The sequence below is a fragment of the Amycolatopsis sp. NPDC006125 genome (genome assembly GCF_040614195.1).
Taxonomy (GTDB): domain Bacteria; phylum Actinomycetota; class Actinomycetes; order Mycobacteriales; family Pseudonocardiaceae; genus Amycolatopsis_E; species Amycolatopsis_E tucumanensis.
The window spans coordinates 1-14,008 of sequence record NZ_JBEXTZ010000097.1; the positions used below are offsets into that span (position 1 = coordinate 1).

The window sequence follows — 14,008 nt, forward strand, 5'->3', positions numbered from 1 at the left end:
GCGCTGCGACCGGCGGTCCGGCGCTGTCTGGCCACGCAAGTGCCATCGCGGCACGCGCTGGCACCGGCGGTCCGGCACTGCCCAGCCGCACACCTGCCACCGCAACACGCGCTGGCACCGGCGGTCCGGCACTGTCTCGCCACGCACCTCCCACGCCAGGACTGGCTGTGAGCGGCAGGCGCGCGTTCTCCGGCCGCGTGAGCCGTGCCCGTACCGGCCGTGTGATGCCTCCGGGCAGCACAGTTCCCGGCTGGGCAGCCGGGCGCAGGACCGCGGCAACCCTCGCACCGCGGCGGCGCAGCGCGCGCATCGGCACCACCGCCCCAGCGACAACCACCGCCCGGACAACCACCACCCGAACAATCACCACCCGAACGACAAACACCACCGGGGAGGCGCCGTGAACGTCGTGGCTCAGGTGTTCGCCGGGGTGGCCGCCGCGTTGCACGTGCTCGTCTTCGCGTGGGAGGCGCTGCTCTTCCGGCGGCCCGCGGTGCACTGGGGCGTCTTCCGCATCCGCAGCGAAGACGTGCCCGCCGTGCTGTTGTGGTCGTTCGGGCAGGGCTTCTACAACCTGTTCCTCGCCGCCGGGACGGTCATCGGGCTCATCGCCGTCAACACCGGCCAGACCGAGGCCGGGCGCGCGCTCGTGTACTACACGTGTGGCTTCATGATCCTCTCCTCCCTCGTGCTGCTCGTTTCCGACCGGATGGCGCTCGGCCGCGAGAAGGGCGCCGGGCTCGGCGGGGTGGCCGCGCAGGCCCTGCCGCCGATCGGCGCGCTGCTCGCGGTCGCGCTCGCGGGGTGACCGTCAGCCGTGGTGCACCGCCTCCACGTTGTGCCCGTCGGGGTCGCGCAGGAACACCGCGTAGTAGCCCGGGTGGTACTCGGGCCACTCGCGGGGCGCGTGCAGCACCTCGACACCCGCCTCGACGGCCGCGGCGTGCACGGCGTCGACCGCGTCCCGTCCGGGCGCGCGGAAGGCCACGTGCAGCTCGCGGGTTTCCGCACCGCCCGCGGAACTCAGCCAGAAGTCGGGATTGCCGTCCGGCCCGGCCATCCCCACCACCACACTGTCGCCCGCGGGAAAGCGCATCGCCTCCCGCAACCCGATCGGCCCGAACACGCGCTGATACAGGGCGGCGGACGCCTCGACGTCGGCCACCTGAACTCCGAGATGATCCAGCATGCGCGAAGGCTAACCGGCACCACCGACAATTTCCGGCCCACACGTTCCGAAGACCCCGGAAGTCCACAATAGACAGAACACGAAACCCGGAATAACCGTGGTAGCGTTCCTCTATGGGGGAAAATTCACAAACACTGCAGTCCGTCTCGAACGCATTGCGCCTCGTGCTGCTGCTGCGCGCCCAAGCGGACGTCGGGGTGACGGACGCGGCGCGGCACCTCGGTGTCGGTCCGTCCACGGCACACCGCCTGCTGACCACCTTGCAGCAACACGGCTTCGCCGAACAGACCCACGGCGGCCGCCGCTACCGCATCGGCCCGTCGATGACCATGTCCAGCGAGACGCAGGCGGTCGAGCACTGCCTGGAAATCGCGTACCCGTTCATGCAGCAGCTGCGCGACGAATCGCGGGAGACCGTGCACATCTCGGTGCTGGCCGGCGCGCGGGTGAAGTTCGTCGCCGCCGTCGAATCGCCGCTGCTGATGCGCGTCGCGAGCCGGGTCGGCCTGAGCATGCCGGCGCACGCGTCCGCCGCGGGCAAGGTGCTGCTCGCCGAACTCACCGACGACGAGCTGACGGAGCTGTACCCGGACGAGGAACTGACCGGCGCGACCGACGCCGGCCTGCACACCCGCACCGCACTCCGCGCGGAGCTGGCGCGCGTGCGGGCCGAGGGCTTCGGGCGCAACACCGGCGAGTCCGAGGAGGGCCTGGCCGCGCTCGCGGTGCCCATCCCGCGCGCGACCGGCCGCGTGCTGTGCAGCCTTGCGCTCACCGGTCCCCTGTTCCGGTTCAACCCCGATCCGGGCGCCGGCGTTTCGCCGCGTGAGCTGGAGCTGAGGACCATGCTGCGGCACGCCGCGGCGCAGATCGCGAAGCAGCTCGTCTACTGAGGGGCACAATGGGCAGGGACCAGAGAGGGGGCGCCATGCCCGACGAGACCACGCCCGAGGGCGACTACACCGAATCCGGTGTGCCGAGCTTCGACTTCGTGCGCGACCGCATCGAGAACCGCTACGCGACGGCCCTCGGCTCGACCGAACTGGCCGGGGAGACCCCGGAGGCGGCCTCGTTCGACGAGAAGATGGCCGACCGCGACCGCGCCGCACGCGACAAGCTGGAGGAGATCCGCCGCTCGATGCGCGGCGAGTGAGGTCAGAGCTTCTGCCAGACCGAGACGTGCTTGCGGCTCTCCCCGGTGAACGGCTCGCGCGTCCAGTCCGCCCACCGCTCCCGCAGGCGCATCCCGGCCAGCTCGGCCATCAGGTCGAGCTCCGAGGGCCAGACGTAGCGGAAGGGGATCGACCGGAAGGCGCCGCGGCCGCCGGTGACGTCGACGTAGTTGGAGCTCATCGCCTGCGTGGCCACGTCGTACACGTCGTAGGCCCAGCTCGACGCGCCGACGTGGAACGGCACGACGGTCTGGCCGGGCGGGAGCTGCCGCAGCGCGGGCACCCCGACCTCGATCACGAAACACCCGCCCGGCCGGAGGTGCGCCGCGGCGTTGCGGAAGCACGCGACCTGGTCGGTCTGGGTGGTCAGGTTCATGATCGTGTTGAAGACCAGGTAGGCGACCGAGAACTCCCCCGGCACCCTGGTCGTGGCGAAGTCGCCGATCGTCACGCCGACCGCGTCGCCACCCGGCTTCGCGCGCAGGCGGGCCACCATGGCGCGGGAGAGGTCGATGCCGTGCACCGGCACGCCACGCGCGGCGAGAGGCAGCGCGATCCGGCCGGTGCCGATGCCCAGTTCGAGGGCCGCGCCGTCGCCGGCGAGTTCGGCCACGAACCGGGCGGCCGACTCGACCGCGGCGGACTCGAACTCCGGGCCCTCCGACTGGTCGTACGTCGCGGCGACGTCCTCGCCGAAGTAGCCGTCGTCCATGGGCGGGACCGTAGCGCGGGGCCGCGCGGCGGGGCGCGTCATTTTCCGCCGAGGAACTCGTCGAGCACCTTCGCCGTCGCCTCCGCGGGGATGCCGTGCCCGGCGCCGCCGGGGACCTCGGCGTACCTCGCCCGGGCGAGGTGCGCGGGCAGTGCCCGGGCGGCTTCGCGCAGGCCGGGCCAAGTCTCGCTGCCGCTGAGGACGAGGACGTCCAGGTCGAGAGCACGCATGGCCGCGGTGGGCAGGTTCGGCGCGGCGGTGAGCGTGGCGTCGTAGACCAGGCTCTGCGCGACGGCCTCCAGCTGCGGCCACATCGGGGAGCGCCGGATCTGCTCGACCGCCTCCGGCGGCAGCCCGATGCCCTCGATCTGCATCGTCGCGACCGCGTCACCGCGCCTGCCGTCGCCGATCAGCGCGGCGAGCTTCCCCGCCAGGTCCCGGGCCGAGCCGGCCAGACCGCCGAGCGCGAACGGCGGCTCGTAGAGCGCGACGCGGGTGATCGCCGCACCGGCGGCCGCCGCGTGCAGCGCGAGGATGCCACCCGAGGAGAAGCCGAACACCGCGGCAGGCCCGCCCTCGGCCGCGAGCACGGCGTTCAGGTCCTCGACCTCGCGCTCGACCCGGTAGGTCGCGGCCTGGTGCGGCGGAATGGCGTCGCCGCTGTCCCCGCGCCCCCGCCGGTCGACGCACACGACGGTGTACCGGTCGCGCAACACCGCCGCGACGGGAGCGCACGCCGTGCGGTCGTTGAAGGCGCCGCCGAGGAACACGACGAGCGGCCCGCTGCCGTCCCGCTCGTAGGCGATGCGCGTCCCGTCCGCCGAGGTCACCGTGTGCATGCCGTCCTCCTTCACCGGGGTTCAGTGTGCCGACGAACGGGCTCGCGGCGGGAGGACATCCGGGAAGCCGAACCGCCGCACCAGTGTCGGCTCGCCGAAGACGGTGATCTTCGCGATGCCCGTGGGGGTCACCGTGAGGACCGCGAGGCCGAACGCGCGGTGCGCGCCGTCGGTGAGGCGGTACGTCACCGCCGCCGGCTGGTCGTTCGCCGTCGTCGGCAGCATGCGCCACTCGCCCGGCTTGCCGATCACGGCGGGAGTCCTGAGGAACGGCAGGCAGGTGCGGCGGCCGGCGAACCACGTCGCCGAGCCGACCACCTCCAGCGCGGCGTCCTGGCGCAGCGCGCGTTCCAGCAGCGCGACATCGGACTTCTCGAACGCCGCCATGTACTGCTCCAGCAACGCGCGTGCCTCGGGCGCGGACGGCTCCGCCAGCTCCTCCGGCGCGGCCACCTCCGCCAGGCTCGCCCGGGCCCGTTGCAACGCGCTCTTCACCGCCGCGACGGTCAGCCCGAGCATCCCGGCGACCTCGGCGGCCGGGAAGGCCAGCACGTCCCGCAGGATCAGCACCGCCCGCTGCCGCGGTGGCAGCACCTGCAGGCTCGCGATCAGCGCCAGCCGCACCCCCTCCCGCGACTCGGCCGCCGCCGCGGGGTCCACCGGGATCGGCTGCAGCCACGCCACTCCCGGCGCCTCGCCGGGCGGCGCGGCCGGGTCGTCCGACGACGGCGCCAGCCCGGACGGCAGCACCCGCCGCCCCCGGCTGCGCAACGCCGTCAGGCACACGTTCGTCGCGATCCGGTACAGCCAGGTGCGCACCGACGCCCGCCCCTCGAACGCGCCGAACGACCGCCACGCACGCAGGTAGGTCTCCAGCACCAGGTCCTCGGCATCGTCGAGCGAGCCGAGCATCCGGTAGCAGTGCGCCAGCAACTCGGCGCGGAACGGCTCCGCCACGCGAGCGAAGCCGTCCTCGGTGGTTCCCACGTCAAGCACTCTGCCTCACCTCGGCCGGCGGGAAGAGGTTCACCTTCTCCGGAAAGATCCGCACCACCACGCGCTCGGCGTCCGGCTCCGGCGGCGGCTCCTGCCCGCCCATGTACAGCCGGTACATGACCACCGGCAGTTCCTTCCCCGGATCGGCGGTGATCTCCACCCGGCCGCGCACCTCCGCGTAGTGGCCGGTCACCCTGGACACCACGAGCAGGCTGAGCCGCGGATCGCGCTCCAGGTTGCGGGTCTTGCGGCGGCCGCGAAGCGTGCTGAACACGATCGTGCCGTCGTCCTCGCACTTGACGAAGACGACCGACGACTGGGGACGGCCGTCGGGGTTGCTGGTCGAGACGATCGCGAAGTGCGGTTCGCCGACGAGGCGGCCGACGGTTTCGGGCAGTGTCATACCGGTACCGACTCGCGGACCATCGGAAAGGAATCGGTCGTCAGCGCACCGTCATGCGCACGCCCTCGGCCAGCCGGTACGGGCGCGTGTCCACCAGCGCGCCCAGCAGCCGCCGCAGGCGCGAGACCTCCGCGCGCACCGTGACGACGTGCTCGGCGTCGCCGTACAGCGCGCGGCTCAGCGCCTCCGCCGACAGCCCGGCGGGGCCGGCGCGGTGCAGCAGCACGAGGATCTCCGCGTGGCGGCGGGTCACCTTGCGCCGCCAGCCGGTGTCGCCGCCCTGCAGCGTCAGCAGCGGGGTGTGCGTGAGGTCGAGGTCGAGCGTCACCCGCCGGTCGGGTCCGGCCGGGCGGATCAGCCAGCCCTCGGCCAGCCGTTCGGGCAGGCACGCGCCGAGCCCGGGCACCGCGATCGGCTCGCCCGCGGACGGCGCGGCGATGCGGTCGCCCACCGACACCCCGGCGCCCGCCGCGACCCAGCCGTGGTCGTCGACCAGCAGGGCGGGCCCGGTGGCCAGCAGTGGCTCGCCCACCTGGCGCAACCGGTCGAGCCGCCGCTGGTGCCAGCGCCAGATCTGCGCCTCGGTGAGCCTCCGGCCGGTCTCCACCAGCGCCCCGATGGCCGGGTGCAGCGTCAGCGCGGGGCCGCTCACGTCGATCACCCCGAGCAGTTCGCCGGTGCGGGGGTCGTGCACCGGCGACGCGGTGCAGTACCACGGGTGCTGGTTCTGCTCGAAGTGCTCGCCCGCGAGCAGTTCGACCGGGGCGGCCTCGGCCAGCGCGGTGCCGATCGCGTTGGTGCCGACGCGCTCCTCGGTCCACTCCGCGCCCTCGAAGAACCCGAGGTCGTCGGCGCGGCGGCGGACCCGGGAAGTGCCCTCGCGCCACAGGATGACGCCGTCGGCGTCGGTGACGACCAGCAGCACGTGCGGCATCCCGCCGAGCACCTGCTTGAGGTCGCCGACCGCGTCCCGCAGCGGCGAGTTCTCCCGCCGCCTGGCCAGCTCGTCCTCGCTCAGCCAGTCGCGGGTGTTGAGCCCGTCGGCCTTCAGCCCGAGCCCGATGACCCGTTCCCAGGACCGGGACACGACGTCGCGCGGGCGCAGCGGCGGACGGCCGCCCGCGATCACGGCGTCGTGCATGCGGACCAGGTCGCGGGCGTAGGCGGGCAGGCTGCAGCCAGGCGGGACTGCGCCGGGCACGCTCACGGTCCACCTCCGCACCACTGCGTCGACGATCGAGCATAGGTGCCGCTCACGCGCTCGCCAAGGCGTGCAATTCGCTGCAACCGTTGCCGGTCACCCTACCGGCGGGCTGTGATCGGTGTTACATCCCCAACGGCGAGGAGGAGTGGCGATGACACAGACGATCGACCGGGAGGCGCCGGCGCGGTCGCCGCAGGCGCGCGTCGACGCCTGGCTGGAGCGGTTCGAAGCCGCGCTGGCCGCCCGCGACGTCGAGGCGGCGGCGGGCATGTTCGCGGTCGACAGCTTCTGGCGCGACCTGGTGGCGTTCACCTGGAACATCAAGACCGTCGAAGGCCGCGAAGGCGTCGCCGACATGCTGTCCGCCTGCCTGGACGGCACGGATCCGTCCGGTTTCCGCACCACCGAGACCCCGACCGAGGCCGACGGGGTCGTCGAGGCGTGGCTGGAGTTCGAGACCGCCACCGGGCGCGGCAAGGGCCACCTCCGGCTCACCGACGAGGGCGCCTGGACGTTCCTGACCAGCCTGCGCGAGCTGAAGGGCTTCGAGGAACCGCAACGCGAACGCCGCCCGAAGGGTGTGCGGCACGGCGTCATCCGCGGACGCCGGGTGTGGGCTGAGGAACGCGAGCTGGAGAAGAAGGAGCTCGGGTACGAGCGCCAGCCCTACGTGGTGGTGATCGGCGGCGGGCAGGGCGGCATCGCCCTCGGCGCGCGGCTGCGGCAGCTCGGGGTGCCGGCGCTGGTCGTGGACCGCCACGAACGTCCCGGCGACCAGTGGCGCAAGCGCTACAAGAGCCTGTGCCTGCACGACCCGGTCTGGTACGACCACCTGCCCTACCTGCCGTTCCCGGAGAACTGGCCGGTGTTCGCGCCGAAGGACAAGATCGCGGACTGGCTGGAGATGTACACCCGCGTGATGGACGTGCCGTACTGGACGCGGTCGGAGGTGAAGTCCGCGTCCTACGACGAGGACACGGCACAGTGGACGGTCACCGTCGACCGTGCGGGTGAAACCGTGGTGCTGACGCCGAAACAACTCGTGTTCGCCACCGGCATGTCGGGCAAGCCGAACATCCCCTCGTTCCCCGGGATGGATGTCTTCGAGGGCGACCAGCACCACTCTTCGCAGCACCCGGGCCCGGACGCCTACGCGGGCAAGAAGGCCGTGGTGATCGGCTCGAACAACTCGGCACACGACATCTGCGCGGCGCTGTGGGAGCACGGCGCGGACGTCACGATGGTGCAGCGGTCCTCCACGCACGTGGTGAAGTCGGACTCGCTGATGGAGATCGGCCTCGGCGACCTGTACTCCGAGCGCGCGGTGGCCGGCGGCATGACCACCGACAAGGCCGACATGGTGTTCGCGTCGCTGCCCTACCGGATCATGCACCAGTTCCAGATCCCGGTGTACCAGCAGATCAAGCAGCGCGACGCGGACTTCTACGACCGCCTGGAGAAGGCCGGTTTCCTGCACGACTGGGGCGACGACGGCTCCGGCCTGTTCATGAAGTACCTGCGGCGCGGCTCCGGCTACTACATCGACGTCGGCGCCTCCGAACTCGTCGCGAACGGCGACATCAAACTGGTGCGCGGCCAGGTCGACCACCTGACGCGCAACGCCGTGGTGCTCGCCGACGGCACCGAACTGGAGGCCGACCTGGTGGTGTACGCGACCGGGTACGGGTCGATGAACGGGTGGGTCGCCGACATCGCCGGGCAGGAGATGGCCGACCGGGTCGGCAAGTGCTGGGGGCTGGGCTCGGGGACGACGAAGGACCCCGGCCCGTGGGAGGGCGAGCAGCGGAACATGTGGAAGCCGACCCAGCAGCCGGGGTTGTGGTTCCACGGCGGGAACCTGCACCAGTCGCGGCACTACTCGCTGTACCTGGCGCTGCAGCTGAAGGCCCGGTACGAGGGCATTCCGACGCCGGTGTACGGGCTGCAGGAGGTGCACCACCTGTCGTGACGCTTCCGGGGCCCGGCCGTCGACGGGGCGGCCGGGCCCCGGGTTCCACCTACGCGAAGGCGTTCACCCCGGTCAGCTCCGCGGACAGCGCCCACAGGCGCGCGGCCTGCTCCGGGTCGGTGGCGTAGTCGCGGACGCCGAGGAACATCGCCGGGCGGCCAGGGCCGGACGGGAGCGGCTCACCCGAGGCGGGCCCGGCGATGTCGCAGTCCTCGCAGTACACGCCGCCCATCCCGGCCAGTGCCGGGGAGGTCGCGGCCCACACCTGCGTCGCGGCGCCCTGCTCGGGGGTCTTGAACCAGTCGGCGACCGGGGTGCCGTTCTCGTCGACCCAGCCGTTCGCGATCTGCTCCGCGAGCGGGATGTGCCGTTGCAGCGGGGTCAGGATGCTGCCCGGGTGCACCGAGAACGCCCGCACACCCGACGGCTTCCCCAGCTCGTCCAGGTGCACCGCGAACAACGCGTTCGCGGTCTTCGCCTGCCCGTAGGCCTGCCACTTGTCGTACCCGCGCTCGAACCACAGGTCGTCCCAGCGGATGCCGGAGAAGTGGTGGCCGCGCGAGGACACCGACACGATCCGCGCGCCCGGCGCGATCGCCGGCCACAGGCGATTCACCAGCGCGAAGTGGCCGAGGTGGTTGGTGGCGAACTGCGCCTCCCAGCCGGGGCCGACGCGTGTCTCCGGGCAGGCCATGATCGCGGCGCTGTCGATCACGATGTCGATGCGCCGGCCGGAGGCCAGGAACCGCCCGGCGAAGTCCCGCACGCTGTCCAGGTCGCCCAGGTCCAGCTCGTCGACCTCGGCGAGGTCGCCCAGTGCCGCCTTGGCCGCGTCCGGCCGGCGGGCCGGGACGACGACGTGCGCGCCCGCGCCTGCCAGCGCGCGGGTGGTCTCCAGGCCGAGGCCGGAGTAGCCGCCGGTGACGATCGCGAGCCTGCCGGAGAGGTCGATCCCGCGCAGGACCTCCGAGGCGGTGGTCGACGCGCCGAAGCCGGATCCGATGGGGTGCTGTGCCGTGGTCATGGCGGCGACGCTAGGTGCTGGAGCGCGCTCCAGGTCAAACCTGGATCGGGGACTTGACTGAATCTACAGTCCGAGCTACACATATGACTGTCAGCGGTGTGGACGCAGGACCTCCCCCGGGAGTGATTCGCGATGCCGGACGTGCTGGAGCAGCTCGGGTTCGCCGACCTGGTGTGCGACGACCCGGACTGGCTGCGGGACGAGTTCGCCGCGATCATCGACGCCAACTTCGGCGAAACCTCGCGCCCGCGGCCGGAACCGCCCCGGGTGCCGCTGCCCGAACCGGCCGGTCGTCCGGCCCGCGCCGCACGGACCTCCCAGCTCTGGCGGCGACAGCGCTCGCCTCCGCGCTCGTGAAAACCCGTTGGCCCGCGACGAAAGGAGGGACGACACCCGGAACATCCGCGATCTCTTCCTGAGCCCCGCCGCCCCTGCGGCGGGGCACTTCACGTCTCAGCCGAGCACGATCGGCACCAGCAGCACGGCGACGTAGTAGGCCATGAACTGCACACCGGAGGTCATGCCGAGCATCCGGTTCGCCAGCCCGCCGACCGCGCCGACCGTCAGGCTCACCGCGAGCGCGAGCGGCCCGCCCTCGTACCAGGCCACCACGGCGATCAGCGCCACGAACGCGCCGATCAGCGCCTCGTGGCTGATCCGCCGCGCGACCCAGCCGCTGGCGGCCCGCGCGTAGCGCATCGCGAACGGGTACACGACCAGCCCGGCGATGACCACGCCGATCAGGCTGAACACCAGGAACTGCCACGAGCTGAGCAGGGTGTGCAGGTTGTGCACGCCCCCGTCCGGCCCCTTGACCGTGTAGACCGGCGGCGCGTTGAACAACGCGGCCGCGGGACCCGCGGCGACCGGGCTCAGCGGCAGGCCGAACGCGACGAGCGGGATGAGCGTCTCGGCCAGGTAGGTCGACTCCGTGGTGCCGTTCTTGACCGCCATCAGCGTGGTCAGCCTGCGGTACGGGTGCTTGATCCGGGAGCCGGTGATCTCGCCGGCGAGCACGGTCGCGGCGACCGGGCTGAGCATGAACGTGGTCGAGGTGACCCCGGCCGCGGCGGCCGTCGCCGCCGTCTGCCTGCCGTCCAGGATCCGCAGCGGGTTGGGGATCCACCGCCGTCCGGTGCCGCCGTCCGGCGCGAGCCAGAACGGGCGCGGCCCGGTGCGTTCCAGGGTGCGCCGCCCGCTGCGGGACGACGCGATCAGCAGGTCCACCACGAGCGGGCCGATCGCGATGCCGAGGAAGAAGCTGATCGACAGGCTCTTGTCGAGCTGGTCGGTGGCGACCGTGTTGAGCCCGGTCACCAGCAGCGCGAACGGCACGATCGCGGCGACGCTGGCCCACCGGCCCGGCGAGAAGTAGCCGACGAAGATCGCGGCCGCGCCGAACACGAACGGCGCCACCGTCTTGATCGGGCCGGCCAGCGGGGCGAGCAGGGACGCCACGCCGACCGCGACCGGCACCGCGATCAGCGCGGCGACGAGCCCGCCCGCCAGTGCCTTGCGCAGCGCGATGTGCGGGGCGCCGAGGCGGCGCAGCGCGGTGGCGTCGTCGAGCAGCGGCACCGCGGTCGTGTCGCCCGGGATACCCAGCAGCGTGGTGGGGATCGCGTGGGTCATGTGCTTGCTGACCGCTCCGGCGATGAAGAACGTCAGCACCCCGGCCGGCGGCACGCCGAGCAGCACGACGAGCAGCGTGACCGGCGCGAGAGTGGAGGTCTCGTCGGTGCCGGAGACCAGTCCGATCGCCGCGAAGACGACGGCGCCGAGCAGGCCCATGCCCAGGGCCCACAACAGGTCCGGGGTCATGCCCGCACCTCCTGCGCGGTCTCCCGGACCAGGCCGAGCTCGGTCATTTCGGCCCGCACGCGCGGCGGCAGCCCGGCGAAGGACTCGGCGGTGCCGCCCATGCGCTCCAGCTCAGCGATGGCGGCTTCCCGGTCCGCGGCCTGCTCGGCGCCGAACGCCCGCTTCGGGCGGAACAGCCGGGCGCACACGGCCGCGCCGAGCACGCACGCGGCCAGCCCGGCCAGCAGCGCGTAACCGCCGGCCAGCGACGGCGTGTCGACCAGTGCGCCGAACAGCGCCTTCGCGCCGAGGAAGACCGGCAGGCCGGCGGCCACGCAGATCACGATGGACGCGGCCAGGTGCCGCAGGTCGACGGCGTCGTTCCAAACGACGACGTAGGGCTTCTCGTCGTTGAGTGCCAAGGCTTTCTCCGTTGGGTCAGGCGCCGGTGAGCGCGCGCAGGGTGCGGGACGGGCTGGGCCGGCCCAGGTGCCCGGCGAGCCAGGCGCTGGTTTCGGCGAGTTTGGTCAGGTCGACACCGGTGTGGATGCCGAGCCCGTCGAGCTGCCACAGCAGGTCCTCGGTGGCGAGGTTGCCGGTGGCGCTCTTGGCGAACGGGCAGCCGCCGAGGCCGCCCGCCGAGGCGTCGACGGTGGTGACGCCGCGCTGCAGGGCGGCGAGGGTGTTCGCCAGCGCCTGCCCGTAGGTGTCGTGGAAGTGCACCGCGATCCGGTCGAGCGGGACGCCCGCGGCGGCGAGCCCGTCGAGCAGCGCGACGACCCGGCCGGGCGTGGCGACGCCGATCGTGTCGCCGAGGCTGAGCTCGGTGCAGCCCAGGTTGAACAACCGGGTGGCGACCGCGATCACCTGGGGCAGCGGGACTTCGCCCTGCCACGGGTCGCCCCAGCACATCGACAGGTAGCCGCGCACGTTCAGCCCGGCCTCGCGAGCACGGGCCACGACCGGCGCGAACACCTCCAGCGACTCGCCGACGGACCGGTTGAGGTTGGCCCTGGCGAAGCCTTCGGTAGCCGAGGCGAACACCGCGATGTCGGTGACGCCGAGGTCCAGTGCCCGCGCCAGGCCGCGCTGGTTGGGCACCAGCACCGGGTAGCGCACGCCGGGACGGCGGTCGAGGCGGCGCAGGACCTCCTCGGCGTCGGCCAGCTGCGGCAGCCGGTCCGGGCGGACCAGGCTGGTGGTCTCGATGACGGTGTGCCCGGCGTCGGCGAGCCGTTCCACCAGCTCGACCTTCACCGCGGCGGGCACGAGCGCGGGCTCGTTCTGCAGCCCGTCGCGCGGGCCCACTTCCCAGATCGTCACCGCGGACGGCAGCCCGGGCAGCCGGTCGACGGTCATGACCGGCTCTTCGCCCGCAGCTCGGCGAGGACCTTCTCGGCGTGGTCGGCACGGACCTTGCGGTCGGCGACCAGCCGCGCGACGACAGCGGGCACCTCCGCGGCGGTCGCGCCGACGGTCGTGGCGATGTTGCGGGCGTGCAGCGACATGTGCCCGCGCTGGATGCCCTCGGTGGCCAGCGCCCGCACCGCGGCGAAGTTCTGCGCGAGCCCGACCGCGGTGATGATCTCCGCGAGTTCGGCGGCGGTCCGCACACCGAGCAGGGCGACCGCGGCCTGCGCCACCGGGTGCACGCGCGTGGCGCCGCCGACGAGCCCGACCGGCATCGGCAGTTCCAGCGTGCCGACCACGTTGCCGTCGGCGTCCTTTTCGAAGCGGGACAACGAGGTGTACTGCCCGGACGCGGAGACGGCGTGCGAGTGGGCGCCCGCCTCGACCGCGCGGGTGTCGTTGCCGGTGGCGAGCACGACCGCGCTGATGCCGTTCATGATCCCCTTGTTGTGGGTCGCGGCGCGGTAGGGATCGGCTTCGGCGAGCGCGGCGGCGTGCACGATGTCGTCCACCACCGCGGGCCCGCCGAGGGTTTCGGCGTCGAACACCGCGCGGGCCCGGGACAGCCGCAGATCGGCCTTGTTGGTCAGGATCCGCAGCAGCGGTCGGCCGCCGGCGATCTCCCCGGCGCGTGCGGCGACCGCCTCGGCCATGGTGTTCACGGCGTTGGCGCCCATCGCGTCGCGGACGTCGACCTGCAGGTGCGCGACGACGTAGGTGCCGGCGCGGGAGTGCACCAGCCGCACCGCGACGTCCCGGACGCCACCGCCGAACTCGACCAGCTTCTCGTCCTGCGCGTTGGCCAGCTCGACCAGCTCGTCGCGGGCCTCCAGCAGGCGGACGCGGCCGGCCTCGGGGTCGGCGACGCCGACGAGCTGCACCTGCGCCTGCATGATCGGCGCGGTCGAGGAGGTCCGGAACCCGCCATGCACGCGGGCGATCTTGGCGGCGTTGCTCGCGGCGGCGACCACCGAGGCCTCCTCGGTGGCCATCGGGACCAGCACCTCGGCGCCGTTGACCACGAAGTTCGTCGCCACCCCCAGCGGCACGCCGAGGATGCCGACGACGTTCTCGATCATGTGGTCGGCCGCGCTCGCGTCGAGCCCCCGCGCGGGGTCGAACGCCGCGATCCGCGCCGGGTCGAGCCCGGCCGCCTCGGCGACGGACTTGCGCCGGGCCTCGACGGGGAGGTCCCGGAGTCCCTGGATACGACTGGTGCGCGCCATAGCGCCCCTTCCACTTCCGTGTGGCTGCGTGACGACCCAGGACGCTAGCTCCACGCCCGGGCAG

The 14,008-nt window shown here is 72.8% G+C and carries 16 protein-coding genes; 5 read left to right on the forward strand and 11 right to left on the reverse strand.

Going from position 1 to position 14,008, the window contains the following annotated elements; translation table 11 throughout:
- Positions 1 to 400: 400 nt before the first annotated feature.
- Positions 401 to 808, forward strand: a complete 408-nt coding sequence (locus tag ABZ193_RS34770) for a DUF1304 domain-containing protein (RefSeq protein WP_354712860.1) — start codon at positions 401 to 403, stop codon at positions 806 to 808.
- 3 nt (positions 809 to 811) lie between these two features.
- Here the strand turns inward: ABZ193_RS34770 and ABZ193_RS34775 are convergent, their stop codons facing one another.
- On the reverse strand, positions 812 to 1,189 hold the full coding sequence (locus ABZ193_RS34775; RefSeq protein ID WP_026153251.1) for a VOC family protein: 378 nt from the start codon (positions 1,187 to 1,189) through the stop codon (positions 812 to 814).
- A 113-nt stretch (positions 1,190 to 1,302) separates the two neighbouring features.
- Here ABZ193_RS34775 and ABZ193_RS34780 point away from each other — a divergent pair, with 113 nt between their 5' ends.
- Both ABZ193_RS34780 and ABZ193_RS34785 read left to right on the forward strand, forming a co-directional pair.
- On the forward strand, positions 1,303 to 2,082 hold the full coding sequence (locus ABZ193_RS34780; RefSeq protein WP_354712861.1) for an IclR family transcriptional regulator: 780 nt from the start codon (positions 1,303 to 1,305) through the stop codon (positions 2,080 to 2,082).
- Between the two features lie 35 nt (positions 2,083 to 2,117).
- Positions 2,118 to 2,342: a hypothetical protein gene (locus ABZ193_RS34785; RefSeq protein WP_020422626.1), complete on the forward strand. Its 225-nt coding sequence runs from the start codon at positions 2,118 to 2,120 to the stop codon at positions 2,340 to 2,342.
- A gap of 2 nt (positions 2,343 to 2,344) precedes the next feature.
- Here the strand turns inward: ABZ193_RS34785 and ABZ193_RS34790 are convergent, their stop codons facing one another.
- The 5 genes from ABZ193_RS34790 to ABZ193_RS34810 are packed head-to-tail and all read right to left on the reverse strand — an operon-like array spanning position 2,345 to position 6,518.
- Entirely contained in the window at positions 2,345 to 3,073 is a 729-nt protein-coding gene (locus tag ABZ193_RS34790) for a class I SAM-dependent methyltransferase (protein ID WP_354712862.1), read from the reverse strand.
- A gap of 38 nt (positions 3,074 to 3,111) precedes the next feature.
- Positions 3,112 to 3,912, reverse strand: coding sequence for an alpha/beta hydrolase (locus tag ABZ193_RS34795; protein ID WP_027936562.1), 801 nt, complete (start codon positions 3,910 to 3,912; stop codon positions 3,112 to 3,114).
- Positions 3,913 to 3,933: 21 nt separating this feature from the next.
- The gene (locus ABZ193_RS34800) at positions 3,934 to 4,908 is read right to left on the reverse strand and encodes an RNA polymerase subunit sigma-70 (RefSeq protein WP_354712863.1); all 975 of its coding nucleotides are present in this window, start codon (positions 4,906 to 4,908) and stop codon (positions 3,934 to 3,936) included.
- Positions 4,901 to 5,311, reverse strand: a complete 411-nt coding sequence (locus ABZ193_RS34805) for a PPOX class F420-dependent oxidoreductase (RefSeq protein WP_354712864.1) — start codon at positions 5,309 to 5,311, stop codon at positions 4,901 to 4,903. The genes ABZ193_RS34800 and ABZ193_RS34805 overlap by 8 nt, the downstream gene beginning before the upstream one ends.
- Before the next feature lie 40 nt (positions 5,312 to 5,351).
- A complete protein-coding gene (locus ABZ193_RS34810; protein ID WP_354712865.1) occupies positions 5,352 to 6,518 on the reverse strand; it encodes a transcriptional regulator in 1,167 nt (388 codons plus the stop codon).
- 148 nt (positions 6,519 to 6,666) lie between these two features.
- Here ABZ193_RS34810 and ABZ193_RS34815 point away from each other — a divergent pair, with 148 nt between their 5' ends.
- Positions 6,667 to 8,484, forward strand: a complete 1,818-nt coding sequence (locus ABZ193_RS34815; RefSeq protein ID WP_020422632.1) for an NAD(P)/FAD-dependent oxidoreductase — start codon at positions 6,667 to 6,669, stop codon at positions 8,482 to 8,484.
- A 49-nt stretch (positions 8,485 to 8,533) separates the two neighbouring features.
- Here ABZ193_RS34815 and ABZ193_RS34820 read toward each other — a convergent pair whose 3' ends face one another.
- Positions 8,534 to 9,508 (reverse strand): SDR family NAD(P)-dependent oxidoreductase, encoded by a 975-nt coding sequence (locus ABZ193_RS34820; protein ID WP_354712866.1) that lies wholly within the window; start codon positions 9,506 to 9,508, stop codon positions 8,534 to 8,536.
- A 132-nt stretch (positions 9,509 to 9,640) separates the two neighbouring features.
- Between ABZ193_RS34820 and ABZ193_RS34825 the strand changes: the two genes are divergently transcribed.
- Positions 9,641 to 9,865 carry a hypothetical protein gene (locus ABZ193_RS34825; protein ID WP_237339727.1) on the forward strand — a complete coding sequence of 75 codons (225 nt, stop codon included), beginning with the start codon at positions 9,641 to 9,643 and terminating at the stop codon, positions 9,863 to 9,865.
- Between the two features lie 96 nt (positions 9,866 to 9,961).
- On the opposite strand, the gene ABZ193_RS34830 is transcribed toward ABZ193_RS34825, so the two are convergent.
- From ABZ193_RS34830 to ABZ193_RS34845, 4 genes are read right to left on the reverse strand one after another with little or no spacing between them, the layout of a single operon-like run.
- Positions 9,962 to 11,329, reverse strand: a complete 1,368-nt coding sequence (locus ABZ193_RS34830) for a tripartite tricarboxylate transporter permease (RefSeq protein WP_020422635.1) — start codon at positions 11,327 to 11,329, stop codon at positions 9,962 to 9,964.
- The gene (locus tag ABZ193_RS34835; RefSeq protein ID WP_354712867.1) at positions 11,326 to 11,730 is read right to left on the reverse strand and encodes a hypothetical protein; all 405 of its coding nucleotides are present in this window, start codon (positions 11,728 to 11,730) and stop codon (positions 11,326 to 11,328) included. Before ABZ193_RS34835 ends, ABZ193_RS34830 begins: the two co-directional genes overlap by 4 nt.
- 16 nt (positions 11,731 to 11,746) lie before the next feature.
- The gene (locus tag ABZ193_RS34840; protein WP_354712868.1) at positions 11,747 to 12,667 is read right to left on the reverse strand and encodes a hydroxymethylglutaryl-CoA lyase; all 921 of its coding nucleotides are present in this window, start codon (positions 12,665 to 12,667) and stop codon (positions 11,747 to 11,749) included.
- A complete protein-coding gene (locus tag ABZ193_RS34845; protein ID WP_354712869.1) occupies positions 12,664 to 13,998 on the reverse strand; it encodes a hydroxymethylglutaryl-CoA reductase, degradative in 1,335 nt (444 codons plus the stop codon). The genes ABZ193_RS34840 and ABZ193_RS34845 overlap by 4 nt, the downstream gene beginning before the upstream one ends.
- Positions 13,999 to 14,008: the final 10 nt, after the last annotated feature.

Coding starts and splice junctions, on each gene's coding strand:
- ABZ193_RS34775 (WP_026153251.1), bottom strand. CDS start 1,189: ATGCTGGATCATCTCGGAGTTCAGGTGGCCGACGTCGAGGCGTCCGCC.
- ABZ193_RS34780 (WP_354712861.1), top strand. CDS start 1,303: ATGGGGGAAAATTCACAAACACTGCAGTCCGTCTCGAACGCATTGCGC.
- ABZ193_RS34785 (WP_020422626.1), top strand. CDS start 2,118: ATGCCCGACGAGACCACGCCCGAGGGCGACTACACCGAATCCGGTGTG.
- ABZ193_RS34790 (WP_354712862.1), bottom strand. CDS start 3,073: ATGGACGACGGCTACTTCGGCGAGGACGTCGCCGCGACGTACGACCAG.
- ABZ193_RS34795 (WP_027936562.1), bottom strand. CDS start 3,912: ATGCACACGGTGACCTCGGCGGACGGGACGCGCATCGCCTACGAGCGG.
- ABZ193_RS34805 (WP_354712864.1), bottom strand. CDS start 5,311: ATGACACTGCCCGAAACCGTCGGCCGCCTCGTCGGCGAACCGCACTTC.
- ABZ193_RS34815 (WP_020422632.1), top strand. CDS start 6,667: ATGACACAGACGATCGACCGGGAGGCGCCGGCGCGGTCGCCGCAGGCG.
- ABZ193_RS34820 (WP_354712866.1), bottom strand. CDS start 9,508: ATGACCACGGCACAGCACCCCATCGGATCCGGCTTCGGCGCGTCGACC.
- ABZ193_RS34825 (WP_237339727.1), top strand. CDS start 9,641: ATGCCGGACGTGCTGGAGCAGCTCGGGTTCGCCGACCTGGTGTGCGAC.
- ABZ193_RS34830 (WP_020422635.1), bottom strand. CDS start 11,329: ATGACCCCGGACCTGTTGTGGGCCCTGGGCATGGGCCTGCTCGGCGCC.
- ABZ193_RS34840 (WP_354712868.1), bottom strand. CDS start 12,667: ATGACCGTCGACCGGCTGCCCGGGCTGCCGTCCGCGGTGACGATCTGG.